This is a genomic window from Paenibacillus agaridevorans (assembly GCF_003112455.1).
GTDB lineage: Bacteria > Bacillota > Bacilli > Paenibacillales > Paenibacillaceae > Pristimantibacillus > Pristimantibacillus agaridevorans.
This window is the reverse complement of record NZ_BDQX01000108.1, coordinates 61606-81963: the sequence shown is the minus strand read 5'-3', so window position 1 is coordinate 81963 and position 20358 is coordinate 61606. Positions and strand designations below refer to the sequence as shown.

Sequence of the window (20358 nt, the reverse complement as noted above, 5' to 3'; positions counted from 1 at the left end):
CCATGAACCATAACGGTCATGTGCAGCTTCTTTTCTTTTGAAAGCTTCTCCTTTTGGTCACTTGCATAAATACCTATCGATAGGGAATGAATACTTGTAGAAAACCCGTACTTCGGAGGTTTATCCGTGACTCAATTCCGTAAACGATTCTCGAAATCGTCTCTACAAAAACAGGCTCGGCGGGAAGTTTTGCTGCAGGAGAATCATGGCCATCCAAGCCAACAATTTGTTGCGGATTTAAATCAAAATGAACAAGCTATGAAAGAACTGTTTCGAAACTGTTCCGATGTTGTATATCGCCCTATTCAAATTCATGAAAAAAAGAAAGCGCTACTGATCTATATCGATGGAATCGTGGATACGAAAAGCTTAGAACAAACCTTGCTAATGCCCCTAATCCTCAAAGAAATACCGGAAAGATCAAGTAACCTGGAGTCTTTTGATAAACTTTTCCGTGACCAAGCTATCGCTACCCGGCAAACAAAGCTGGCAAGCAGTGTATTGGAAACGGTGCAGGATATATTAAAAGGTCAAGTCGCGATTTTTGTGGAGGGAGAGAATCAAGCTTTACTCGCCGACCTCAAAGAATATGAAAAACGGCAAATTACAGAACCGGCAGTCGAATCCGTCATACGAGGTCCCCGTGAAGGGTTTACCGAATCGTTACAAACGAATACGAGCTTATTAAGGCGAAGATTGCGAAGCGCCAGATTGAAAATGGAATCTTTAACGATTGGTACACTGTCTCAGACGGATGTGGCCATTGTATATATTGAAGGTATCGCTCAAGATTCGATCTTGGAGGAAGTTCGAAAGAGAGTTGGCCGCATTCAGATAGATGCTGTATTGGATTCGGGATTTATTGAAGAATTTATCGAAGACAACCCCTATTCTCCGTTCCCGCTGGTACAAAATACGGAACGACCGGACGTCGTGCTCTCTAGCCTGTTGGAAGGCAAAATCGCAATTATAGTGAACGGCACACCGTTTGTGCTTATTGTCCCTCTAACGTTTTGGTCGGTCATCCAAGCTGCGGAAGATTACTATGAGCATTTCATCTATACAACAGCGATTCGATGGCTGCGGTTCATGTTGCTGGGTATTTCGTTCCTACTCCCGTCACTGTATGTTGCAGCCACCACGTTCCATCCGCAGTTAATTCCAGCTGATTTTCTACTTAGCATCGCTGCCGCTCGAGAAGGCGTTCCTTTCCCGGCCGTTGTGGAAGCGTTATTGATGGAAGTCATGTTCGAGGCGCTTAGGGAAGCCGGCATCCGTTTGCCCAAACCGGTCGGTTCGACGGTCAGTATGGTCGGAGCATTGGTGATTGGGGAATCCGCGGTGCGTGCCGGCATCGTTTCGGCGCCTATGGTCATTGTCGTTGCGTTTACAGGTATAGCTTCGTTTACTATTCCCCGATACAATTTGGGGCTAGCTTTTCGAATTCTGCGGTTCCCGCTATTATTCTTGGCGGGCACGTTAGGTTTTTACGGGATTGGCTTCGGAATAATCGCGCTCCTTATTCATCTGGTCAATCTTCGTTCGTTTGGAGTGCCTTTTCTAGCCCCGGTTTCTCCTCAGATTCCCGGGAATTTAAAGGATGTTCTGATCCGTTCACCGCGATGGGCTATGAATGCTCGACCGACATACCTTGCAGGAAGGGATAAAGAGCGCATTCCAAAAGGGCAAAAGCCCAGTGAAAAACGAGGGAGAAGCGAATAGGCATTGAAAATCGTATCCGATTAGCCATAGATAGGAGCGCTTACGAATGAAAATATCCGGACTGCAGCTTTTCTGGCTGATCGTAAATATAATAACCGGCCTTGGTATTTTGTTTACGCTGTCTCCAGCCATTGCCGAGGCTAAGCAAGATGCCTGGATTTCCATCACATTGGCTGGAATAATCGGGCTCTGCATGATGTTCCTCGCAATAAAGGTAAGCCTTCTTTACCCCAAGCAAACATTTATCCAATATAGCCAGACGATATTAGGGAGATGGTTAGGAAAAATACTCGTCTTTCCTTACTTTATGATGTGGTATTCGGTAAGCGGGATTATTTTACGCAATTCCACCGAATTTATCTATGTTGCGCTGTTTAACGAAACTCCCTTAATCGTGTTATCGATCGTCATGTTAATTTTGGCGATTTATGTTGTTTATACGGGAGGCCTTGAAGGAATCGCGCGTTGCAGTGAATTGATAGGCCCTTTTATTGTGCTTATGCTTTTGGGCACTTTCGTTCTTAGCTTGAATCAGTTGGATTGGCAGCAATTAACACCCGTCTATGCTGATTCCGGTTGGAAATCCATTTTGAAAGGGGCAACTCCCCTCGTTGCTTTTTATGGCGATATCATCTTGTTTGTCATGGTGTTCTGTTTTCTAACAGATATCCGTCAAGTATTCATACGGTCCATGTGGGGAATCGCTGTTTCCTCTATTTTGACTATTGTAGCAACGGCGATGGTTATTATGACATTTGGGCCGACGCTCCCCTCGCGAATGTGGTTTCCTTTTTTAAGTATGACGCGATTTATTTCCGTCTTGGGATTTATTGAAAATGTCGACATCTTTGTCGTGATCATCTGGATGTTTTCTGTTTTTATCAAATTGTCTTTATACTTGTTTGTCACCATTTACGGAACCGCACAATGGCTCAATATGAAAGATTGGAAAAAGTTAATTTGGATTGTTGTTCCAATTGTATTTCTTTACTCGCTGTTGCCAAGGAACATTGCGGAGGTCGCGGTCAATTTCCAACAATCTTTGATCCCTCGTGCCCTGCTCATCTACGTATGTGTTTTTCTCCTATTATTATGGATTGTTGGGTTGATCCGCCAAAAAGATCCAGCAAGAAGGTGAGGCCGCAATGAAACCCATACACTTTAGGATTCCTATCCTATTACTATTACTCTTGCTCCTGCTGTTGACGACAGGTTGCTGGGATCGCAAAGAACTCGACGACCAAGCCATTATCACCGCCTGGGGATTTGACTTGATCGAAGATGAAATGTATACGGGGACTGCGCAGTTTGCAATTCCTTCGAAACTAGGCGTCGGTGAAGGAAAAAGCCAGGACAAGGCTTTTTTTACCATATCGGGAAATGGGAAAAATATGTACGATGCCTCCAAGAATATGCGGTTAAAACTATCAAGGCCGTGGTTTGAAGGGCATAGCGGGGTCGTCTTGATTGGGGAAAGATTAGCGAAACATGGCCTTGCCAACATTTTGGATGAATTAGGTCGGGATCCCACTGTTCGGCTGCGAAGAGACATAATAGTCTTAAGGGGAGGCTCGGTACAGGATTTTCTCGAATTGACGTATCCTCTAGAGAGTCTATCCGCTCATGCTATTGTCAGTATGCACGAGACAGCTGGATTAAACGCCAATCATACGTTACGAAACTTTTATATGGCTGCTGAGAGCGAGGAGAGCAGCCCTTTCTTGCCTGTGATCGAGATGACTGACCGTTCTTCCGAGGAAAGCTCTAAACTAACAGATCCAAAGATGAAGCTATGGGGTTTCGCTATTTTTAACAAAGACTCCCAGCTTGTCGGATATTTGCCGATGAATAAAGGCTACTACCAGCAATGGGTCAAAGGGTTATTGAAATCAATAATCGTCACGGTGGATATTCCTGGGGAGAAGGGAAACGTCGTTGTGGAGGCAAACCATTTGAAAAGCAAAATCGTGGCATCCCCGCGCGGCACGAAGGTTCATTTTAACGTTACACTTAGCGGAAAGGGGAACATTCGGGAAAACAACACTCGCTTAGACTTGGGTGTTTCTAAAAACATAGCTCTGGTCCAGAACGAATTACATACACAAGTCGGTACATATGTCCATCAGATCATAAAGAAAGTGCAACCTCTCGGCACGGACATTTTCGGTTTTGGCGAAGCTTTTCACCGACAACATCCATATCAGTGGAACATGTTAAAGAAGGAATGGCCAGAGAAATTTGCAGAGGCGGAAGTTTCCGTTTCAATGAATCTGCAGATTCAAGAAACAGGATTAACTGGCGCACCGTATATTTTGAAAAATAGGGAGATCAAAAAATAAATGGGGAGACAAGCAACAAGGCTATGGGATCTGCAAAAACGGTTGCCCGCACACCCCGCGGACAACCGTTTTCTTCACTTCTCTTCAATATGATCTATTTTCCATTTTCCATCTTCCAGCTTCAGGTGAATCGAAACGGCATCCTTGCCGACAATCTCGCCGCCAGCCATTCCAATGATATGCCCTTGCACTTCACTGACCGCATCATTAGTAAAAATCACGGATTGGACTTCTATCCGCTCTGGCCATGGACTGGATAACTCTCTTCCAGGCGTCGATTCGATGTGTTCCTTCCATGCCGTAATTAATTCTTTTGCAACATACGGCGTATAATATTGATCAATCAGCTCTTTCGTTTTTTCTTCCGGCACTGTAACGATTCTTACATGCTTTAGATTTTGCCCGAAGCCTTCTACTGTCTGAATCACTTGATCCTTCAGAGCCAATTCATCAACTGTTTTCAAGAAAGCGAGAAAACCCTCCTTCTTCTCCGTTAATGAGAAAACCGGCTTTTCCACTCTCGCTTGCGCCCATTCTCTAGTATAGAACAAGCTATTTTCCTCAGACTCACCTTTTAATTGGAACACAATTTCATCCACATTTCCAATTAAGCCGTACAACAATAAAGCATTTTTGTGAAAATAAGGCTTGGCAGCTGCAAGCTGTTCAGCAGTGGGCAGTTGATGCTCTGTTACAGCTTCCTCCATCGCTATATACACAGTCAAACCATAAGGTTTATTTTTTGTTTGCAGCTCAATATGATCATATTTGAATGGTGCCGGATAATCCAAATGGCCGCTAATGCTGCTTACTTTCCCCGAATTGCCGACGTATTCCGTCCGATACTTCCACAACTGCTCATATTGTCCTTCCGGCTCTAAGGCTTTGAGAGGATTGGACAAAAGACCCACTGAAAAAATAATAACGATCGCAACCATTACACAACCAATCCAAAAAACAGGTTTTTTGTAATTCATAATATTTCGCACTCTCTCCTTCACGTTGCTCTCCCCGAACGATAATGGCCCAAGGAAACCTCCTTGCTTGGATGCCAGCGATAACAACGTATAAGAATAAGCCGCTCGCGTATCGCCTTCGGACCGTTTCATAACACTTTCATCGCAAGACATTTCCATATCCTTAATCATTAAATAGTAAGACAGCCAAATAATCGGATTAAACCAATGAACAGCCAGCACTAAAAAGGCCGCGGGCTTAATCAAATAATCATATCGTCTAATATGAGTCTGTTCATGCTTTACAATATAATTAAAATCCTCATTCGCTAATCCTAACGGCAAAAAAATACGCGGCCGCAGCATTCCCATTACAAAGGGTGCCTTAATTTGATCCGATTCATAAATATAGTCGCGTACTCTGGTGGCTATAGACAGCTTACGTTGCAATCTAACATAGGAAATGATCGCGTAGCTGACTATAGCTAACATGCCAACGATCCATACTGCTGCCAAAGCCTCCATAATTATACCCATCGGGTTAACGGAGTTCGCTGGATTAGGAGCAGGCAAAGCCGCAATCGCATTGTTAACAGAATCATCTGCCGCATTAATTCCTGAATCTATTTTAGGCGTTAGTTCCGAAGTGATTTGCCCGGGAATCATATTCACTTTTACCGGAACTAAACTTAACGGGCTTTCGAACGATATGGGCAGTACCAAACGAATGAATACAACCGCCCACAGCATATATGCAAATATGGTTGGCAGCTTCAGCCTCTTTAGCCCCCACCTGGCAATAAAAACAAGCCCTGCCACATAGCTCGCTGTGAGACTCATATTAAGAATGGAGATAAATAGATCCTTCATTTCGTTGCACCTTCGATCATTCGTTTGATCTTATCGGCTTCTTCCTTAGACAATTTTTTGTCCTTGAGAAAGGCTGCTATAAAGGAAGGTAAAGAGTTGTCAAAAGCTTTTTCCAGCAGCACTTCGCTCTCGTACTTCTGCACTTGTTCCCGATTAATCAGAGTGGTTACAACAGCCTGCTCATTTCTCAAAATTCCGCGTTCCGCAAGTTTACGTATCATATTATAGGTCGTTGATTTCTTCCAACCCAGTTCTTGCAAACAAAGCTTGGAAAGCTCTGTAGAATTAAGCGGCTCATGCTCCCAAATTAAACTTACAAACTTAAACTCAGCGTCAAACAGCTTATATGACTCCATCCGCTCCACCTCCCGTATAGGTTTGTTGCGATAAACCCTTTAGTAATGAGTTTACTCCGACAAACCTCTTGTGTCAAACGGATAATTTGCTCCGGCAAACCTTCATGAAAAAATAAAAAACGGCATCTTTGCCGTTTCTGATTTAAAGTTTGGTGGAGCTAGAAACCACATAACACCGTTTCAGAGATCACCGCTAGATAACTCATTCTCAATCAGGAATTCCCTTCTCAATATCTGCAAGCGCCTCACGAAATGGCCGCACTTTTTGATTTTGCTTAGCATCTAGTCCCTCATCCAGCAATTTATACAGTTCAAACTTTCCAACCCGTTTTTCATACATTTCAATACTCATCACAGCCAGATCGCCTTGGCCATTCTTTGTAATGTAGACAGGTTCATCATATTTATGGCAACTCAGATATTTCACTGTATTTATTTCGCAAGTCTGAGCTTGGTCGAATAGTCGGCATGTCACGTCCTCCTTGCAATTTCATGTCATTATTTTATCCAAATAATGATATGCAATCAATCCCATAGTATCTTGCTCATTGCCGTAACTCAATAAGGAGGGTTTGCAATTAACGACACCATTATAGACGTTCTCATCATTGGATTCCCTTGTTCTATTTACACCAAGAACGTACAGCGAACTTCCCGGACTACCTTTTCCGGGAGATCGGAAAGTATTCCCGAGCAAAAATGAAACTGCTGATTATTTGGAAAATTACGCAGATAAGTTTCATCTACCTGTTCACCTTAATACCTGCGTAACTAAAGTAGCAAAACATGATGGTTACTTTCATGCTTGGACGAACAACCGTAAGTATACATCCAAAAACATTATAATAGCCACGGGGCCATTTCAAAAGGGAAAGCTCCCCTCTTTTGCCTCCAACTTACCGGCTAATGTAAACCAATTGCATTCTTCTGACTATAGAAACCCTAATCAACTTCTCCCTGGAGACACTTTGATTGTAGGGGGAGGAAATTCTGGGGCTCAGGTTGCTGTTGAATTATCCGGCCGAGGAAAAGTTTATTTGTCGGTTAGTCATCGTCCTTTCTTCCTTCGGCGGGGTAGGCGAAGATGCTAAGTCTATCGCCCATATCATTAATCAGACTATGAACTCCACTACATAATTCTGATCGATTATGATCACCAGTCAATTTTCACAAAAAAAGGGGCTGTCCGAGAAGTGAAGTAGCCCCGTTGACCTTATGGCTCGATTATATGGGTAGGCTTGTATACAAAATTCAACAAAAGTAGCTTCACCGGGGTAAGTGTGTATGAAAATTCATACACAATCCACCAAATAAGCCTGCATCTGGCCAAACGTGTATGAAAATTCATACACAATCCGCCAAATAGGCCTGTATCTGGCCAAACGTGTATGAAAATTCATACACAATCCACCAAATAGGCCTGCATCTGGCCAAACGTGTATGAAAATTCATACACAATCCGCCAAATAGGCCGACATCTTGAAAAATGGGGTGCTGGACGTCCCGTTTTGGTTGAATGTTAAGTGGCAGGCAGCCACCTTGCTACTTTCCTGAAAAAGCAGGTACAAAAAAGTTGGACGGAAGTTTTTCACCCAACTTTTTTTTGAGACTTATTGGACAGCCCCTACTTTTGTATGGAGCCTAGATGTAACGAGCCCGAGGAAGCGGCGTCGGGGCGTCATACGTAGAAGTCGGAGGCGCCATCACGCGCCCGCAGTTCATCGCGGAAGCGCGGGACGCCTTACCGGCTTCATCCATCCATTCAGGAAGTTTTATTCTGTATCGTCGAAAAAGCACATCCCGGGCGCGTTGACGCGCTAATCGGAATGTGCTTAAATCAATTGTTCCCGCGTCTATTCCTGCTGCTGCCCTTCGATGAATTGAAGAACGCGATACAAGAACGTCGCCGCTTCCGCTCTGCTGGTCGTACTCTTCGGCTTCATATAGCCGCCCGAGCCCGTAACCAGCCCATGCTCGAACATCGTTGCCACGCTGTCCGCAGCATATGGCGCAATCTGGCTCGCATCACGGAAGCCCTCAAGTGTTGAGCCGGATGCGGACGGCTTGATTGCCCCCGTCGTTTGCAGCGCTCGGGTCAGCATAACCATAGCGTCCTGGCGGCTGATTGAGTCGCGAGGAGCAAAATTAACTTCGTTCACTCCCGAAACGATTCCCAATTGCTTGGCGATGGACACCGCATCGTAGTAATAATCATTCGGCTTCACATCGGCGAACGTCGAGGTAATCTCGGCGCGCAGGTCAAGCATGTTCACCAGCATCAGGATAAAATCAGCTCGCGTTACTTGATTTGCGGGGCTGAAAGTGCCATTTTCGATCGAGGTGCCTTTGACGATGCCTCTTTCGGCCAGCTTCTCGATCGCCTCGTGCGCCCATTCATGCTTGCCAAGGTCAGTAAACGCAGCCGGCTTCTTGCCGCCGACAGCATAGACGCCGACTTGGTCGATGGAGAATCGCAGTACGCCCTTGCCTTTGTCATAAGACGCGCCATCCATTGCCGCCGCGCTGTTGCCCGTCAGCTCAAAAGCTTGCAGATCAGCTGCTTGCTCTCCCGCTTGAAGCGAATATGGAATCGCAATGGAAATCGGTGCCTTCGCATTGTTCCAAGACAGAGCTTCACCGTCCAGTTGCAATACAATTTCCACGATTGGCCTGTTGCCGATCCAGCCAGCCGCTTCGTTGCCGCGATACTCGCCTGCATGGTCGCTTACGATAACGAGCAGCTTTCCGGCATTCTCCTTGACTCCAGCCAGCATGTCGCCAGTCAAAGCAAGCTGGGCATACGGCGTGGAGATATGCAGAATCAGTTTAGACTGGTTCGTCAGATTAGCTGCCGGAAGCTCCAAAGCATAGCTGCCGGCCGCGTTCGACTGCTTCAATTCAAGACGAATGTGCTTGTTGCCGTTGCTGTCGGCTGTTGCCTTGCGAATCGCGGCATTCAAATCCGCTGCTCCGACCGAAGCCGCAGCCTGATTGCCTTTCAATGTCGGGACAAGCACGGCTTTGACTGAACCGTCCGCTTGCAACGTATACGGATCTTGCGCCGGTCCGCCTCCAAAGCCGCCCCCATTGCCACCGCCAGTGGAAGGCGGCTTGCGATATTCGAAGGTTGCCTGCTCAGGAGTCGTCATGTCATCCGTTTCCAGCTCGACCGTATACAGTCCTTGCTCTTCTCCGTTCAACGTAAAGGCGATGCGGAAGCTTCCGTCATCTTCGGTACCCGTCTGACCGGTATATTGAATGTTGGCTTTTGGGTCAAGCACTTTGACATACAAATGTTCTTTCTTGCCGTTCATGACCAACCCGTCGATTGTGACTTGCTTCGTGGAGGCGTCCACCGCTGCTTGTATGCCGTCCAATGTCTTCAGCTCTTGCTGCTGGGCAAGATCGTACACGCCGAATTCATAGAAGGAATAACCATAGAACGTTGCCCGAGTCAGTCCCTCAAACTTGATATATCTTGCCGTCGTTGCAGGGAATACCAGCGTGTTCTTGCCGTCGGCAGCTTTAACCACGCCATTGTTGCCGACTTTCAAGGGCTCCCACGTCTGATTATCATCCGATACGCTCAGACGGTATTGGTCCGCGCGCGCATATTCCCAATCGATGCGGATCGTATCGAAGGTTTGCCGGCTGTCCAGATCGACCTGGAGCCAAGACGTGTCGCGCACTTCGCTCGCCCAGCGCGTGCCCGGTGCGCCATCCAGCGCCTTAGAAGGCTCCAGACCTGCGGCTTCCGTCGATGATGCTTCAGCCTCTTTGTCTTGTGCAATGCTGCCAATCTCGTAATACACGCCTTCCTTCAGCGCCGTATAAGCGCCTTCCGTTACAAACTCAAGACCTTTAGCCTCTTCCAGCTTTGCATTGAATGCCAGCAAATAGTTCTTGGCTTGCTCAGGGTCGCTCTCTTGCGTACGCTTCATCATGATCAAGGCGTTGCGCATCACACGTACCGTATTGGCATTGCTAAGCTGCTTGTTGTCCGCGTACTTTTCAACAAGAGCCAACAGGCCTTCAGCACCCAAACGTGCTTCGATTACGAATTTAACCTTCTTGGATTTGGCGGCTGCCACCGTCAGCTCCAGCACATGCTTGCCCGGCTTGCCCGTCAGATCTACAACAGTTCCTTGCGTATAAGGTTTGCCGTCATACTTGGCCGTAACTTTAACGATCCCGCTGCCGTCATCTCCCGGAATCGTCCAGGTGAAAGCGGCTTGTGTCGTATCAGGCACAATCGTATGCTCCGTGATCGGCTCCCCGTTCATGAGCGCTACAACATCTGGCGGAGCGGCGTCTTGCTTCTGGTAAGTGCCATTTACGAATTGATACAGCCAATCGTAGAGGACGCGAGTAGCAGGGTCCGCGCTTTTCGCCGCGGTGTAAACGGCGTTGTTGCCTTGATAGTAAGCTTTATACCCTTGCTGCATCAGCCCTGTATCCACGCCGCTGTTCAAGTAATCGATGAACCGCTCGCGGAAGACGGCGTCGTTGATCATCCGATCGTCGAACTCCAGCTCCAGCGACATGCCGTACCGTTTCGCCATATCCGCTGTATCCTCCAGGCGCGAAGGATCCAGTTTCTCGAAGAAATAGTTCGGCTGCAGAGAAATGGCATCAATGCCGACATCCTTCCACATGAATGCCTTATAGGCCATAAAATGAGGAATCCAGAACATCTTCAGATCAGCGTTATGAACGATGTCGCTCGCTCTCTTGACCATCTCCGGGCCAGTCGAATGCGTGCTGATTTGTTCCTCCAGCCAATACATGCCGACGAGCTCCAGATTCGAGTAGCCCGCAGCCGCCCATCTTGCTTGCACTTCATCGGTCCACCACTGAATCGCTTTGGTCCGGTTGTCCAGCGATTTGGCATTACCGACCGCGCTTAGGCTGAAGTCCAGATTTTCACCGTTAATGCTGCCGAAATCGGACTGATATTCGCCCGGATCGGGAATCATCATAACAACCTTCGTCTTACGGTCGGGCTCGCCGAGCTTCGCGCCTACCTCGGCCGTCGCCTCGTTCAACGCGCTCATATCGCCGCCTGCGTTAAACGTTTTATTCAAATACCATTCCCATTCCACTTTTCTAGCTTTGCCGGCCGCATCCGTCGCTCCGAAGCCCCTGCCGTTCTCCGACGTCAACCCCAGATACAGCACGCCGTCGAACAGCCAATCGACAGGCTCCCCTTGCTTATCCACATAGCTGATATTTGGAATAACCCGTTCCTTTGTCCAAGTTCCTGTGCCGTCCGGGTAATGCCCGTTATACAGCAAGCCCAGATTCTGAATCCCGCCAGTAGCTTCCCCAGACTGCTGGAGACCGTAAGGCTCGGGCTGCACCGGCTCCGCTCCGTCGAGCAAGCCGTCCGCGCCGGTAATCGTCACCTCGTCGATCATGCTCCATGCCCTCGGATGCATCGAGAACACCACTTTCACATACCGAGCGTATACGAGTCCTTCGGTATAATCGCCACGCTTGACGACTCCGGTCTCCGGGCTGCCGTCCCATTTATACGTCTCGGTGTTGGTCTGATCGCCCCATAACAATTTAGTCGCATTATGGGACAATACGCCCCAGTTCACCCCATCGTCAGACGCGTAGAATGAAACGGTGAGCGGTACGAGCGTTTCGTTGTTCGGCCAGTCGTGCAGGAAACGCGCGCTCACGTCCTTGATCGTCTTTTGCTCGCCTAGATCAAACACAACCGAACGGGATTTCTTGTTGCGATGGCCCACCCAGTTGCCGCTGTCACGCGATGTATCGACGGCATTGCCGTCCGTCAGCTTCGTTCCGTCATCCGGGAAAGCGTCCTCCGGCTGTTCCGACCAAGTGTACGTTTTCCCTTGGGCCACATTGTAGAAGTCGGCGTTTTCTCCGCCCGCCTCCTCCGCATACACGGAGGATATCAACGAGAACAACATGACCGGGACAAGCAGCAAAGCAGTCAAACTTCGTCTAGTTTTCACCTAAGCTCACGCTCTCTTTCTATGCATAATTAGTTCTGCTCCTGCGCTTGCAATTCTGCAAGCGCATCGAGCATGTTCAGAATGACGACCACAGCTTCAGCACGCGTCGCCGAGGCTGCAGGGGCAAACCGGTTGTCCCCGCGACCGTTCATGACTCCCGCCTCCCGGGCTGCTGCCACGTACGGCTTCGCCCAAGCCGGGATTTGATCCGCGTCTGCGTAAGAGAGCTCATGCCCTTCCGCAATCTTCAGGCCCAACCCGCGAACGATCATCGCTGCCAGCTCTGCTCGGCTGATCGAAGCCTTCGGTCGGAATGTCCCATCCGCATAGCCGCTGACCAGACCGGATTCCAAGGCTTGCGCAATATAAGGATTAGCCCAGGCTTGAATCGAGCCTGCGTCCGCGAAGTCCAGCGAACGGTTCGCATCTTGCAGCTTCAACGCTTTGACCAGCATGACGACGAATTCGTCCCTGCTGACCGTCTTATTCGGCTTGAACGTTTCGTCCGTATAGCCCGCCACGAATCCAAGCTCGACGGCCCGTTTGATCGATGCTTCTGCCCAATGGCTCGCAATATCGTTCAGCCGGATCGTTGTCGAACCGCCGGACTCTCCGCCATTGCCGTTGCCGTTTTCATTACCATTGCCATTGCCTGGATCTCCGCCGCCCGGATTCGAACCGCCGTTTTGGCCTTCTTCCGGATCCGGAGTTACTGGAGTCGGAACCCATCCTCCTCCACCGGAGCCAGGCAGCGCTTTGATTTTGATCTTGAAACTTTTCTCCGCGGATGCTGCTCCTTTGCTGATCGTCGCGGTCAGCACGACCTCCATGTCGCTGCTTGACGGACGCTGCAACAACTGTCCGTTGGCATTCAGATAGTCGGGCTTCGAGCTGCTCCAGACGATACGCGTGCCGAGCTGTCCTTTCTGCGGAAGATAGACATTCGCGGCAATGCTTTCATTCACGTTAAGCTCGATCAGTCCCATTACGTCTTCGATCGTTAGACGATCGCGCGCAACGCTCAGCCCGGCATACGCCTGCTCGGCCTCGGGACGAGTCAGCTGGGCGGTTTGAATCGCCGCAGTCGCTTGCACCATTGCCTGTTGAAGCTGTGCCCAGCCCTCAGGAGAGTAATGGTCCTCCACGAGCTTGTCGTTCTCGATAGCCGCCAACAGGTCGATAATCGGCCTTAGATTGCCAAGCTTATATTCCTCGCCGTACACTTCGAATTCCTCAAAGGAATAGCCGAACATGGTAGCTCTGGATACGCCCTCGAACTTCACATATCTGGCTGGCGTGCTCTGGAAGGTCGTCACGACGCGTCCCGGCTTGCCGTTAATCTCGCCGTTGTTGTCTTTCACGACGTTCGTCCAGTTCTCCTTGTCCTCGGACACGAGAATGCGGTACTTCGAACCGTAAGCCGTTTGCCACAAAATTGATACCGCATCAATATTCTTCACTTCACCCAGATCCACCATGAACCAGGTATCGTCCACCCAATCGCTGGACCATCTGGTATCCCCTCTGCCGTCCACCGCTTTGTCCGCCGTGTAGGACGAGGATTCCGGCTGCGAGGATTCGGCTTGCTTATGCAAAGCCAAATTTCCATGCAGGTCCACGTAGGTGTTTCTTACGATGAGTTCGTCAATCAGGCCTTTAAAAGCGTTCGTTTCGCTGCCGATTCTGGCTACCGGCAATACGAACGTTTCCAGCTTGGAGCCGTCTTTGAGAGTAGCCGTATACTCACTGCCGTTAATAAAGATAGAGGTCCCCGTGTCGTCGCCGATCATAATGACATGGGTCCAACGATCGGTCGGCAGCTTATAATTGAATTCGCTGACGTAATTTTCTTTTGTGATAGCGAGTTTGCCGCTGCCTCCAATGTTGTATTTCAGCCCTCCGTCCGGAGATTCCAGCAGCACAGCTCCTTGCGGGTTGTCAGCGTCCGGTTTGAGCCACATGGACATCGTCCATCCGAAACCAAGCGTGCGCAGCGGCGTTTCCACGTAGCTGGCTCCGCCTTTGAGCCTTACTGCTTGCCCGAAGATTCCCTTCTCCGTGCCTGCATTCACCGCGTTGCCGTCAAAGCCGTTGCCCGAACGATCCGTGAAACCTTCGTCGAAAGTATAATCGAGCACGATATTGCGCTCATTGTCGACTTGAAGCTTGTGCGACTGATGAACACCCGGCGGGTCCACGTACTTTGCGGCATCCGCTTGGAAGCTTGCAAAGTTCCGGTCGACGCGGTTGCCTCTCCACAGCTTCTCCGCCAACACTTGCATGGAAGGCAAGATACGCTGATGCGAGTCCGCCATGGAGACGCCCTTCTCTACGGACACGTCGTTCCAGAGCGCGAACATGCCGCCTTTTACTTGCGGGTGCGCATAAGGAAGCTTCGTCTCCAGCCAATCGTTAGGCTCCCATTCGTTGTAGATGAAATCATAACTTAGATAGTTGCGGTACAGCTGTGGAACGATATAGAGCAAATTCGTGTTGGTATTGATAATGTCGTAGCCTAGCTCTACCGCCTGCTGCGCGCTTCCGTACGGCTCATACCAGATGTCCATCGTCGCATTGTTGCTGACCGGCGTCGTGCCGTCGTATGCGGACAAGCTGCCCCACAGACGGGCATGCTTGCCTTTGCTGTTAATGTGGTTAAGAAGCATATCTGCATATCTGCGGAACGCCTCCTTGTCGTCGCCGAAATATTCATCCGTGCCGACATGCACGTCCGGGCCGACGAAGGTCGGATTGCTGCCGTCGAGATACTCGTCAAAAAGTTCTTTAATGAAGTCGAGCGTCTCCGGACGTTTGATATCCAGCTGATTGTTGCTGCCCAACCTAGGGTCGTAAGCGATGAACGCGCCGGAATGGCCCGGCGTATCGATTTCCGGCACGACGTTTACGCCGTATTCCATCCCAAGCAGCTGCAGGTCTCTGAATTGCTGCTTCGTATAGAAGCCGTCCTTGCTCGTCACTCCCGGGAATTTCTCGCTCTCCAGACGGAAGTAGCCGACATCGCCGACATCATCGTTTAAGTGAATCTGAAACCTGTTCATCTTATAGTAGGACATCAGCTTCACATAGTCCTGCAAAAACTCGATTGTATAAAACTTGCGGCCCACATCGAGCATGAAGCCCCGATCCGGGTATTTGGGATAATCACGCGATTGCCCCGTAGGCATCGTCTTATGATCGGCAGCGTGGCCGAGCAGCTGCAAGATCGTTCTTGTGCCGAACATGACGCCTTTCTGATCGGAGCCGGCGATGGAAGCATATTCGCCGATATTCAGTTCATATCCCTCAGTCCCCAACAGTGCTTGAGCGGCATCCAGCACCAAGTAGATGTCCCCCTCTTGAGGTGAACCAACCGTTACCGTCAGCGGAAGCTTCGTTAAATCAAGCAAGTCCTGCTGCAAAATATCGGCCGTCCCCCGCAGAGCCGCTTCATCCTCCGCGCGAATGACGATTTTCGACTTGTCCGTCAAGCAGAACTCGCCTGCTGCGCCCAGCCACTCGCGCAAAGAAGGAATGACGCGCGGCTCCGGGTTCCGATCGCCCGTCTGCTCGTAGAGACCGGGCACGGTGACTAGCGCATTATCCGTTAAGAGATAGGCCGGATCGCTGTCGCTCTGGATTTGCAGCAGCAGCTGAACCTGAGTATCGACTAGCGGCGCTTGGATATTGCCCTGCGCGTCGATCACCGGCAAGCTGTCTGTATTCAGCAACGACAGCGTATAACCATCCGGTACAGCGGGCAGTTTCAGCTGAGTGTCCCCTTCGGAGACGACGATGCTGTTTTTGACCGCGTCCATCATAGGCGGCAACAGCGGTTTGCCTTTGTAGACCTCGAATTCCCAGAAGGAGTATCCGTAAAAGATACCTTCAATTGGACGTCTCGTTACTCCTTGAAACTTGACGTATCGCGCCAGCGTCGGCTCGAAATCGATCGTATCCTCGACTGGTCCGCGGGCGACGAGCACGCGGTTGTCCGCGAATACGTTCCTCCAGGTTACCGCGTCGTCAGACACGAGAACTTGATATTGTTCCGCCGGCGTCTGCCAGTTGATAATGACTCTTCCGATTTCTACGGGCTCGCCCAGATCAACGTAGAACCACTGGTTATCCGTTCTTTCCGAAGACCAGCGGCTTGCATCCCGATTGCCGCCGTCGACCGCTTTCTCGGGTCCGAAAAAGTCTACTTCGTTCGACGACGAATAAGCCGTCTTTCCTAAAGCCAAGTTCCCTGTTGCGGCTTCGGACTTCTCCGATGAAACGGCAACTAAGATGAAAGCGATAACAAAGAACACTAAAAAAATATTCCTATACCGTAAACGCACTAAGATCCCCCCCGTTGTTTATTAGCTCGAATTTTACTCCAGCTTTCCGCATGACCCTCCATGCTCAACTGCTGCAGCAATTTTATTATAAGTAGGGGCATTCTTTTCATCGATATACTTGTGTTTACAATCCATATACAAATGTGGACATTCGGCCTTCTACGGTGTAGTGAAAAAGAAAAAAGCCATTTCAGTAGAAGTGGCTTTCCTGGATTGGATCTAATTTAAGCGATGAACCATTTCATATTTATTTCCGCAAGGATCTGCAAAGTATACGGCGTAATAGGTCGGGCTAATCGGGAATAGTTGAGGACCGCCGCTTATGTTTCCCCCAAATTCTTTAACCAACTTAGCGATACGATCCACTTCTGCCCGATCTTTCGCCCAGAAGCCTATCAAATTCCCGTTCGGTTTATGGTCCGCTTCCTCGGTAATTGTTTACACGAAGATCAATATGGCTGAACTTATTCATAGGTATTCATCTCCTCATTATGATTAACGGAATAACTTGTTTTTTCCCTGACCGCAGTTAGCACGTCTTCCCAATGAAGCTTCATTTGTTCCCGTATACCCGGATGATCCAGATTCTCTTGATGAAAGCTGATCGTTGTTCTGTCAGACTTATCGGATATCAATCGGATTTGCAGCGTGGATGGTTTGTCCCATCCGATCTTTCCCCACTTTAAGCGAATTTGTCTTGGCGGTTTAACCACTCTGAATTGCCCTGTAATTCCCTCATCGGATGTGAAGGTCTCCCCCTCCTTCAATTTACGGAACGAAACGGTTCCAATCCATAATTTCAAACCTTCAGAGGAGGTAAGAAATGCCCATGCCTGTTCCGGCGAAATCGGCAACGTCCTCCGAACCCCGATTTGAAAGCCAGCAGATGCGGTTTGCCCAACCAATCTGACGTTTTCGGTTTTATTCAATCCCTAACACCTCGCCCATTAAGATTGTTAGTACTAACTAACTCAATGATCAAAAAAAATTATGGGGTTAAAGCCCTCACAAATAGCTCGATACTCGAATTCATAAAACTTTGAAGCGTAACTTTAGTCATAGACGGACCGAACAGCTGCGACATGAAAGCACCGTAATTAAGCCACATAAACGTGATCGCCTGGGTTTCCGCATCCGTAGATATCATTTTGTTTTTACTCTGCATCTCATTAAAATAATCCGTTAATAACTCCAGCAATTTGCGCGGATGCCTCTCTGCCTTCTCTCGGATGCCAGCCAGTTCGTTGTCACCCAAGACGATGATAAACAATTTACGGTTACGATGCATGATTTCATGGTACATACGGCAAATCGTAAGCAAGTCTTCTTTCAAATCCCACTTCATATTTTCTTTAAAGAGCTTTTCCATTTCAACCGAGTAATGATAACGATCAACTGCTTGCTCAAGCAGATTCAGCTTGCTCCCGAAATTGCGGAACAAGGTCATTTCGCTGACGCCTGCCGCTGCAGCGATTTCTTTAGTCGATACCCCTTTGTATCCTTTTTCAGCCATTAAATCGATGGCCGCCAACATCAATTTACTTTTATTGTCCATGATCAGCGTGTTCACCAAGTATGTACCTCCCTCTGCTTAGTTTGCGGACGTCACCTCGTTAGTTAGTAATAACTAACATTTGTATTCATAATAAAGCCAATGACTACAAAAGTCAATCTATTCGAGTTGATGACCCGCCGATCTTATAGGATAATATAGAAAAAGTATCCACTTGAATAAGGAATGGGAGTGATTCCTCTTGTTACAATTAAACAGCGAGCTGTGGGGCAAGCTTACCGGTCCTTACGAGTCGGGCGAACAGGTACCTGAATTGTTGGAGCGTCTGATGCTTGATTTCGATAAAGAAGTTTTCGAAGAGCTATTCCAGGAGCACTTATATCACCAAAATACGATCTATACCGTCACTTACGCGGCAGTACCCTATCTGGCCAAACTTGCTCTTGCATCAAAAAATAGGGAAGTGCGCCATGAAATCTACGTCACTTGCGGGATTATCGAGTCGTGTCATGACAAAACAAGATCAGAGCCGTATCCCTCGGATTGGACCGAACTCGCTGCTGAAGCGGGAACCGAGGTTTGCGCGGATATGTACCAATCTTACTTAAAAGCGATAACGGAGCTTGCTTCGCTGGTTCCAGAGATGTTGGCCTACGCCAAACAAGAAATAAGCAGCGATACCGAAAAAAGATATGTTCTCATTGCCGACGCGGCTTATCGGGAATCCCAGAGCGTGGCAAACATGTTTCTGAATTTTACGGCTGGCGACGAATATGTGGCCGTTTGCGGAGCATGCGATCAAGAGGCTTACTTGTGGCCGAGCGGAGAAGGCGGTCGTATACAAGCATTCGCGGAAGATCCGGTATTCGAACCCCTTCAGGCGGCACATGAAGTTACTCCCGTTGAGGCATTCGTTGAAGCGGAACTTCAAATACTTGCCGAGCGAGCCGATCAGATGGGCGATTCCTCTTTTTTGAACCAATTGCCGTATTTGGCCGGGGAAATGAATTGTCCTTCATGCGGCGCCAGAATGCAGGTATGGCCTAGTTTGCTGTCGACTTTCGGAGGGTAATAAACAGGAGCTGGATATCGCATCCAGGCGAACAACAAGCAATATCGATGCCGTGTGGGATGAAGAATTAGGTTGGAAAATGCCTGAAAACTAATATCCATAATAAAAAGGATGGGATTATTATGAGCACGCTTCAACCGATTGTTCATGTCTTGCAACATTCTTCCGATGAAGCCGTCGTGGAGCAGTTCTTCGAAAACGAGTCGTTAATCTGGATTGACTGGAGGGAATACGAAGAGGACGTCATTAAATACTTTAACGATCAACTGCCGGAATCTCATCAAATCAAGTACGAAATGATCGAAATCGACAAACCGAGAGGAGTCGATATCGTGTTAAGTTCGGGCGATCGCCAGCTGACGATTCCGTTCGCCGATGATCGGACTGATCGGGACAGCACCATTCGGGCCATGCAAGAGATGATCGCTCCCCGATATCAGATTCGATGGTTTATGGAGTCTCTAGGCAACGACACGTTAGCCTTTCTTTTATTGTCAACGGAGCAGTGGTCGGAGTTAGAGAGGCAGTTCGGGAAGGATAAGCTAGAATTCCATTTCCAGCCGGTAACGAGCGAAAGCGTTATGTTTTACCTCGACATGGATGACGTATTCGACCTAATCAAGATAAGGGAACAAGCACGTACCTCTGAATAGCAACGACAATTCGTTGGTAAATGGATGACGTTGTATTCATATCTGTGAGAAACCCCTCCCAAGCCTAGAGCCTGAGGTAGGTTCTTATGTTGAATGGAAAGAAGAGGCATGCCGAGGCATCGTCTTGTCCGTTTAAAAACATATTCTTTTTAGCTCCCCTTCTACTCCCTGCGCGCGGCGAACCCCTATTTGGGGTTTCATCTCCCCCTAGGTAATCCATACAAAAAACGCCATCACGTAATGTGATGACGTTCCTTTTGTATGGAGCCTAGAGGTAACGACTCGCACAAGCTCGTCTATCCGTCATGGGATGTCCGAATCCTGATTATATGGCTGAGGAAGCCAACTCGGTGAGGACTTTTAGCGGTAGATTCAGAGGCCGTGCTCCTCCGTGAGACAGATTCAGTGAAGTTAACTCATCCACTCCGTCCGCACGGACTGAACCCCGGGGTTCGCCCCCCTATGGGCTCGACCAAACACAAAAAAACACGCCTAACTTGGCGTGTTGATGTTTGTGTTTGGTGGAGCCTAGCTCGTATTCCGCAGGCGC

Annotated in this window: 14 protein-coding genes and 1 pseudogene; 6 read left to right on the top strand and 9 right to left on the bottom strand. The window is 48.7% G+C overall.

Annotation, left to right across the window (positions count from 1 at the left end):
- Nucleotides 1-126 precede the first annotated feature (126 nt).
- Genes PAT3040_RS11605 through PAT3040_RS11595 form a run of 3 tightly spaced genes read left to right on the top strand, consistent with a single transcriptional unit; the run spans nucleotide 127 to nucleotide 4061 of the window.
- Nucleotides 127-1722 carry a spore germination protein gene (locus PAT3040_RS11605; protein WP_373863937.1) on the top strand — a complete coding sequence of 532 codons (1596 nt, stop codon included), beginning with the start codon at nucleotides 127-129 and terminating at the stop codon, nucleotides 1720-1722.
- Nucleotides 1723-1768: 46 nt separating this feature from the next.
- Entirely contained in the window at nucleotides 1769-2860 is a 1092-nt protein-coding gene (locus PAT3040_RS11600) for a GerAB/ArcD/ProY family transporter (RefSeq protein ID WP_108992776.1), read from the top strand.
- A 7-nt stretch (nucleotides 2861-2867) separates the two neighbouring features.
- Nucleotides 2868-4061 carry a Ger(x)C family spore germination protein gene (locus PAT3040_RS11595; protein ID WP_108992775.1) on the top strand — a complete coding sequence of 398 codons (1194 nt, stop codon included), beginning with the start codon at nucleotides 2868-2870 and terminating at the stop codon, nucleotides 4059-4061.
- A 74-nt stretch (nucleotides 4062-4135) separates the two neighbouring features.
- On the opposite strand, the gene PAT3040_RS11590 is transcribed toward PAT3040_RS11595, so the two are convergent.
- The 4 genes and pseudogenes from PAT3040_RS11590 to PAT3040_RS38575 all read right to left on the bottom strand — a co-directional run.
- Complete coding sequence (locus PAT3040_RS11590) at nucleotides 4136-5887, bottom strand: M56 family metallopeptidase (protein ID WP_108992774.1); 1752 nt, start codon at nucleotides 5885-5887, stop codon at nucleotides 4136-4138.
- Entirely contained in the window at nucleotides 5884-6243 is a 360-nt protein-coding gene (locus PAT3040_RS11585; protein WP_087567936.1) for a BlaI/MecI/CopY family transcriptional regulator, read from the bottom strand. Before PAT3040_RS11585 ends, PAT3040_RS11590 begins: the two co-directional genes overlap by 4 nt.
- 208 nt (nucleotides 6244-6451) lie before the next feature.
- Nucleotides 6452-6595 carry a hypothetical protein gene (locus tag PAT3040_RS38580; RefSeq protein ID WP_258234945.1) on the bottom strand — a complete coding sequence of 48 codons (144 nt, stop codon included), beginning with the start codon at nucleotides 6593-6595 and terminating at the stop codon, nucleotides 6452-6454.
- Between the two features lie 9 nt (nucleotides 6596-6604).
- Nucleotides 6605-6670: pseudogene (locus tag PAT3040_RS38575) on the bottom strand (hypothetical protein); the annotation flags it as partial.
- Between the two features lie 181 nt (nucleotides 6671-6851).
- Here PAT3040_RS38575 and PAT3040_RS39955 point away from each other — a divergent pair.
- A complete protein-coding gene (locus tag PAT3040_RS39955; protein ID WP_108992773.1) occupies nucleotides 6852-7334 on the top strand; it encodes an NAD(P)-binding domain-containing protein in 483 nt (160 codons plus the stop codon).
- Nucleotides 7335-8096: 762 nt separating this feature from the next.
- Here PAT3040_RS39955 and PAT3040_RS11570 read toward each other — a convergent pair.
- The 5 genes from PAT3040_RS11570 to PAT3040_RS11550 form a co-directional block, all read right to left on the bottom strand.
- On the bottom strand, nucleotides 8097-12230 hold the full coding sequence (locus PAT3040_RS11570; protein WP_108992772.1) for a DUF4855 domain-containing protein: 4134 nt from the start codon (nucleotides 12228-12230) through the stop codon (nucleotides 8097-8099).
- 29 nt (nucleotides 12231-12259) lie between these two features.
- Nucleotides 12260-16570, bottom strand: coding sequence for an S-layer homology domain-containing protein (locus PAT3040_RS11565; protein WP_108992771.1), 4311 nt, complete (start codon nucleotides 16568-16570; stop codon nucleotides 12260-12262).
- 219 nt (nucleotides 16571-16789) lie between these two features.
- Nucleotides 16790-17005, bottom strand: coding sequence for a VOC family protein (locus PAT3040_RS11560; protein ID WP_373863938.1), 216 nt, complete (start codon nucleotides 17003-17005; stop codon nucleotides 16790-16792).
- Between the two features lie 29 nt (nucleotides 17006-17034).
- Complete coding sequence (locus tag PAT3040_RS11555) at nucleotides 17035-17499, bottom strand: SRPBCC family protein (protein WP_258234941.1); 465 nt, start codon at nucleotides 17497-17499, stop codon at nucleotides 17035-17037.
- A gap of 59 nt (nucleotides 17500-17558) precedes the next feature.
- Nucleotides 17559-18125 (bottom strand): TetR/AcrR family transcriptional regulator, encoded by a 567-nt coding sequence (locus tag PAT3040_RS11550; protein WP_108992802.1) that lies wholly within the window; start codon nucleotides 18123-18125, stop codon nucleotides 17559-17561.
- Nucleotides 18126-18324: 199 nt separating this feature from the next.
- On the opposite strand from PAT3040_RS11550, the gene PAT3040_RS11545 reads away from it, so the two are divergent.
- A complete protein-coding gene (locus tag PAT3040_RS11545; protein WP_108992770.1) occupies nucleotides 18325-19155 on the top strand; it encodes a hypothetical protein in 831 nt (276 codons plus the stop codon).
- 122 nt (nucleotides 19156-19277) lie between these two features.
- Nucleotides 19278-19808, top strand: coding sequence for a glutathione reductase (locus tag PAT3040_RS11540; RefSeq protein WP_108992769.1), 531 nt, complete (start codon nucleotides 19278-19280; stop codon nucleotides 19806-19808).
- The last annotated feature ends 550 nt before the right edge of the window (nucleotides 19809-20358 follow it).

Bases quoted from the DNA above. Each gene is read 5' to 3' on its own strand.
- PAT3040_RS11600 (WP_108992776.1), top strand. From the start codon at position 1,769: ATGAAAATATCCGGACTGCAGCTTTTCTGGCTGATCGTAAATATAATA.
- PAT3040_RS11595 (WP_108992775.1), top strand. From the start codon at position 2,868: ATGAAACCCATACACTTTAGGATTCCTATCCTATTACTATTACTCTTG.
- PAT3040_RS11590 (WP_108992774.1), bottom strand. From the start codon at position 5,887: ATGAAGGATCTATTTATCTCCATTCTTAATATGAGTCTCACAGCGAGC.
- PAT3040_RS11585 (WP_087567936.1), bottom strand. From the start codon at position 6,243: ATGGAGTCATATAAGCTGTTTGACGCTGAGTTTAAGTTTGTAAGTTTA.
- PAT3040_RS38580 (WP_258234945.1), bottom strand. From the start codon at position 6,595: ATGAGTATTGAAATGTATGAAAAACGGGTTGGAAAGTTTGAACTGTAT.
- PAT3040_RS11550 (WP_108992802.1), bottom strand. From the start codon at position 18,125: ATGGACAATAAAAGTAAATTGATGTTGGCGGCCATCGATTTAATGGCT.
- PAT3040_RS11540 (WP_108992769.1), top strand. From the start codon at position 19,278: ATGAGCACGCTTCAACCGATTGTTCATGTCTTGCAACATTCTTCCGAT.